We start from the raw sequence: 4,419 nt of genomic DNA, 5'->3' as shown, positions 1-4,419 counted from the left end.
CCGCCCCGCCCACCGCTTCGACCCGTACCAGGACGACCCGACGCTGCGCGCCGCCGAGGTCGCCGTCGACGCCGCGGCCGCGTCCGGCGACGCCGACGCGACCGCCACCGCAGCGCGAGCGCTGATCGTCGCCGCGGCCGCCTACGGCTGGCCCACCGCGACCGCCCTCGTCTTCACATACGAAACGACCGGCCCCATCGCCCACGTCTGGGGACTGTGGAAAGTCCTCGACGCCGACCGGCAGGTCCTGCGCGAATGGGACGAAGAGCCCGGCGACATGACGGACGAGTCCGAGGAGGAGCTGATCGCTCTCGACCTCATCAGCAACCGCCGCGCCACCCTCGACTACACCGACTTCCCAAAGCCCATCGGCTCGACGACCCTGATCCTCCACACGCTCACGCTCTGAGCGCCTGCGCCTGCGCGGGCCGACCCGAAACGGCCCGGCCCGCACGAGGGGGAGAACCCCCCTCGACCCCCCCGCCACGCACCCGCATCATGCCTGTGCTCTCACCGGTGGCTAGGCTACGGACGCGAAAACCGCAGTGATGGCAGAGGGGCACCCTTCGTGACGACCGGACCGAAAGTGTCGATCGGAGCCGGAGTCGCTGGGCTCCTGGTCTTGATCTTCGAGCTCTACGGCCAGGTCAGAAACGGCACCGAGACCTGTTACGCCTGGTACGGCGTTCTCTTTCCCGGCGTGGAAACGGAGACCCTGGCAGGCGCTTCACTGTGGCCGCTCGGCCTCAGGTGCACTTATGAGCAATTGGGCTCCGGTGACGTACTCGCCGTAATCAACCCGAGCTGGTTCCTTACAGCGCTGCTGATCGTGTCGTTGGGGCTGATCATCGGCGGCCTCGTCTATGCCATCCGCTCCCACACCGCTCCGGCCAGATCTGACGCGTAACGTCCCGACCCCGACCGGGCCGGCCCACAGGGGAGGGAGAATCCCCTCGACCCCAGGGCCTCGCACCACAGCAGCACAGCCAGTGTCATGGCCGGATGCGACGATGGACGCGCTCGCACCCGTCGCGACCGCCGGCCGTCGCGCCTCATCAGACAGGACACCCACGATGAAGCTCTACCCCGACGTGATCAGCACCCTCCGCGCCCAGGAAATCGACCCTGACGAATGGGCGCGCGAGCACGGCTCGCCCTCCATCGCGGAGTGGGCCGGCGACGAATGCGGCTGCGCCGACGACCGCTGTATCGGCCACCACCACGACGAGCACGAGGACTGCGGCTGCTTCCCCGCGATGCTCGAGCAGCACTTCGCCCAGGAAGACGCTCGCGGCCACCGGACCCTCAAATGGCGCACCACTCCCGTCAGCGTCGTCGTCTCAGCAGAATCCGACCTGGAGGACTTCGGGCTCCTCGCCCTCGCTGACCAAGACCAGATCGACCTCTTCGCCAGCACCGACGTCGACACGGCGGCGATGACGCAAGAACACACCACCGCCGAAGAGACAGCCCGGATCGCAGCGTTCGCCGCCGAAATGTCCACCGCCGGCTCCCTGAGCACCGAGCAGTACGAGCAGCTCGGAGAGATCCACCACGCGGTCCTCAACCGCGCCAAGGACGCAGGCGACCCCCGGTACGACCTGTACCGCGCGACGGAACGGCTCTCCCGCGCCATCACCGAGGTCTGGGACCGCGACGTCGCCGCGTACCAGGATGCCTACCTCACCGTCGTCCGCGACACCCTCACCAGCCGGGGTCTCACGACCGGCATCAAGGTCGTCGGCTTCGCTGACCGAGACACCGGGATCTACGACGAAGACCTCGCGCACGACCTGCGCGACGTCGCCCTGCTCACCACGCCCCTGCCCGTCATCGGAGCCCCCAGGGAGGAGCGCAAGATGACGGTCGACGCGCTGCGCGCCGCCGGCCTCAGCTACATCGAGCGCGCCCGCGCCGTCGTGTCCGCCGAGGCTGCAGCCGAGTAGCGATCAGCGGCGGGGCCGCGGCTTGTACTTCTTCCCCGCCCGGATGTTCCGGTTCTCGATCACCCCGACCACCGTCAGGCCGGCGGCCACGGCGACGATCAGCACCCACCCGAGCACGTTGAACCACTCACCGGTGAACGCCGCGTAGGTCTGCTCGCCGGCGATTGCGAAGAGCATGAACGATAGCCCGAACCAGACCATGCCGTTGCTGATCAGCGCAGCACGTGCGAGCTTGGTCCGAGGCTTCGACATGCGCCCACCCTCCCACCGGATTCTGGGCGTGTCCACGGAGCCGAGGCGGTTCTAGGGTGAGCGCATGAGCACCCCGACGCCCCGCGAGTTGCTGGCCGTTCACGTCGCCACCGACCCCTCCGGGATCACCGCGACCTTCACTCTGGGCGACCCGCTCGAACTGCCACAGTCGGTGGGATGGTTGACCTACGCCATCGAGCTCACCGGCGCTGATGGCGCCACGGCGAAGCACTTCGGCGTCCGCCTCTCAGAGCAGGAGACGAAGGCGTTCGTCTTCGAGTTCGAGAGCGCCACCCAAGCCAACTACGACGCCACGCACGTCACGGACCGTGGCGCCTCGCTCGTCGCCCGGGTCCCGGACTCCTCACTCGGCGTCGACGCGATCGGCACAGTCACCGGATTCGCCACCATCGAGGGCGAGGACGTCGCCGCCGGCGTCGCCGTCCAGTTGCTTAGGTAGTGCGTGATGCCAGCCATCCGGCCCAGTGGCCCTATCGACGTGTATTCAGCGACGCAGGTCGGTAGCGCCATCCTTGCGATGGCACGCAGCGCGGAGACGATCGCAATGAACGCCTGGCAGAACCCGCCAGCGTCGGGCTTCGGGGCCGGACTCTACATCGACCGCTCCTACACCGCGGCGGTGAGCCAGATGTCGATCTCTGTGGCCAGCGGCCTCGATCACCTCCGCGCGCTGGGATATGCGCTCCAACAGGATGATCCGTTGACCACCTCCCTCGGAACGATCGCTCGTGGAGCGGTCGAAGCGTTGGGGCGAGCCTGGTGGATGCTTTCGAGTGACACGTCGCTTCAGTGCCGGCATCGAGCTGCGCTCCTTCTGGCGAAAGAGGGACAGGGGCTCTACAGCCGAGGCATCATGTCTCCGAACAGCGCCGGTGAGGACGGTCGGGCGCTGTTCGATGCCACTCTCCACTCGCAACTCGCAGAGACCACTGAGGGAGTAGCTGCAACGGAGATGCCGACGTTGCGCCAGTTCCTCAGCAGGACTCCGAGCTTCACCACGCTCGCATCGGAAGTCTTGGATGCGACAGGAATCGACGGGGCCGTGGCTTACTCACGTCTCTCCGGCATTGCTCACGGCGAGTCGCTGCACTTGATGGCTCGAGGCGTGTCCACGACTCCGACGACCGCCGGACTTGCGCAGACCTACGAGTGGGTCGCACAGGTAACGCGCTACCCCCTCGATGCCCTCCACGTCACCATCGAACTGCTCGTTCGGAGGTGGGGAACCGCGAGTGAGGCGGAAGAGTGGCAACGTATCCGCGATATATCCTTCGATCAGATTGGAGCCGTCCTCGATGCACGTTGAGTCGCCTGGCGCGACACTCTCCGCCAGACCGGACGACGAGACTCGCTCGACCTAATCCGGCCGGACCGAGGGTGGGCAGATGAGTCGTCGTTCTGTTGCACTCACACTCCTGCTGGCTGTCGTGGGCACCATGACCGCGTGCGCGCCAGGGCCCGTTGATCGCGCGCAGCTCACCCAGTGGCGCTCGGATCGTCAGGCTGACATCGACGCGGGAGGTCCTTTCCTCGCTGTGCTGTCGTCCGATTCGAGCGCGGGGCAGGAAGGGGATCGGCTGGAATCTGCCTTCGACCAACCGGTACTGCCCGGCGCCATCACCTTCGAATGCTTCGGGGATGGCACGGTCGAACTGCATCTCGACTCCGACTCCAAGACCGGCACGGTCACGACAGGCAAGACCACTGTCCAAACCGTGGACTGCGGCGACGGTCCGCTCGACATCGACCCAGCCTCCCTCGGCACCGACCCAATCGACCTCGTCGGCGCGGCTACAACTGGCGCCGATCGCGACACGGCATGGTTCCTGACCGTGCGTGAGGCGTAGAGCACGCACTGACGGCCCGCCGCTCATGTCGGCTCCTGCGGGGCAAGCTAGTTCGTCCCGTAGGGGGATCGTTCACCGGTCGCGTATCCAGCTACGGGCAGCGGTAGGTCTTCGCGAAGTCGGTTGCCGTGAACTGCCTTCCCTCGGTCATAGAGGTCAGTGACGGGCAGATGTCGTTGTTGTGCGCCGCCGCTACGAAGGGGGTCGCTGCTTGTGGGACGCAGCCGTAGTCCTGGTCGGGCTGGTCGAGGATTCGCAGCTGACCTGTCTCCCCGGCGGCGAGGTGAAGATCGGACCAGGAGCAGGACCAGGTGAGTGAGGCTCCGGTGTCGTTGGTGATGCTGACGTAGTGG

The 4,419-nt window shown here is 66.8% G+C and carries 8 protein-coding genes; 6 read left to right on the top strand and 2 right to left on the bottom strand.

The genetic code is table 11. The features are described 5' to 3' along the window. The 3 genes from C5C53_RS17250 to C5C53_RS17245 all read left to right on the top strand — a co-directional run. Window positions 1–409 (top strand): hypothetical protein (locus C5C53_RS17250; protein WP_219813995.1); only part of this gene is annotated, 409 nt, incomplete at its 5' end. 159 nt (window positions 410–568) lie between these two features. Next, complete coding sequence (locus C5C53_RS16610) at window positions 569–907, top strand: hypothetical protein (RefSeq protein ID WP_146079381.1); 339 nt, start codon at window positions 569–571, stop codon at window positions 905–907. A gap of 166 nt (window positions 908–1,073) precedes the next feature. After that, window positions 1,074–1,946 carry a hypothetical protein gene (locus C5C53_RS17245; protein ID WP_181027282.1) on the top strand — a complete coding sequence of 291 codons (873 nt, stop codon included), beginning with the start codon at window positions 1,074–1,076 and terminating at the stop codon, window positions 1,944–1,946. A gap of 3 nt (window positions 1,947–1,949) precedes the next feature. On the opposite strand, the gene C5C53_RS16595 is transcribed toward C5C53_RS17245, so the two are convergent. After that, the gene (locus C5C53_RS16595; RefSeq protein ID WP_104248327.1) at window positions 1,950–2,198 is read right to left on the bottom strand and encodes a hypothetical protein; all 249 of its coding nucleotides are present in this window, start codon (window positions 2,196–2,198) and stop codon (window positions 1,950–1,952) included. Between the two features lie 64 nt (window positions 2,199–2,262). Between C5C53_RS16595 and C5C53_RS16590 the strand changes: the two genes are divergently transcribed. The 3 genes from C5C53_RS16590 (at window position 2,263) to C5C53_RS16580 (ending at window position 4,066) form a co-directional block, all read left to right on the top strand. After that, window positions 2,263–2,658, top strand: a complete 396-nt coding sequence (locus tag C5C53_RS16590) for a hypothetical protein (protein ID WP_104248326.1) — start codon at window positions 2,263–2,265, stop codon at window positions 2,656–2,658. 105 nt (window positions 2,659–2,763) lie between these two features. Then, entirely contained in the window at window positions 2,764–3,525 is a 762-nt protein-coding gene (locus C5C53_RS16585; protein ID WP_104248325.1) for a hypothetical protein, read from the top strand. Between the two features lie 121 nt (window positions 3,526–3,646). Beyond that, on the top strand, window positions 3,647–4,066 hold the full coding sequence (locus C5C53_RS16580) for a hypothetical protein (protein WP_146079379.1): 420 nt from the start codon (window positions 3,647–3,649) through the stop codon (window positions 4,064–4,066). A gap of 91 nt (window positions 4,067–4,157) precedes the next feature. Here the strand turns inward: C5C53_RS16580 and C5C53_RS17240 are convergent. After that, window positions 4,158–4,419 (bottom strand): hypothetical protein (locus C5C53_RS17240; protein WP_181127794.1); only part of this gene is annotated, 262 nt, incomplete at its 5' end.

The organism is Rathayibacter sp. AY1E3, from assembly GCF_002932235.1.
GTDB lineage: Bacteria > Actinomycetota > Actinomycetes > Actinomycetales > Microbacteriaceae > Rathayibacter.
The sequence above is the reverse complement of the archived record's forward strand: the minus strand, read 5'-3'. Positions and strand labels throughout refer to the sequence as shown.

Excerpts from the sequence above, each read along its gene's own strand:
- C5C53_RS17245 (WP_181027282.1), top strand. The coding sequence starts at position 1,074 with ATGAAGCTCTACCCCGACGTGATCAGCACCCTCCGCGCCCAGGAAATC.
- C5C53_RS16595 (WP_104248327.1), bottom strand. The coding sequence starts at position 2,198 with ATGTCGAAGCCTCGGACCAAGCTCGCACGTGCTGCGCTGATCAGCAAC.
- C5C53_RS16590 (WP_104248326.1), top strand. The coding sequence starts at position 2,263 with ATGAGCACCCCGACGCCCCGCGAGTTGCTGGCCGTTCACGTCGCCACC.
- C5C53_RS16585 (WP_104248325.1), top strand. The coding sequence starts at position 2,764 with ATGAACGCCTGGCAGAACCCGCCAGCGTCGGGCTTCGGGGCCGGACTC.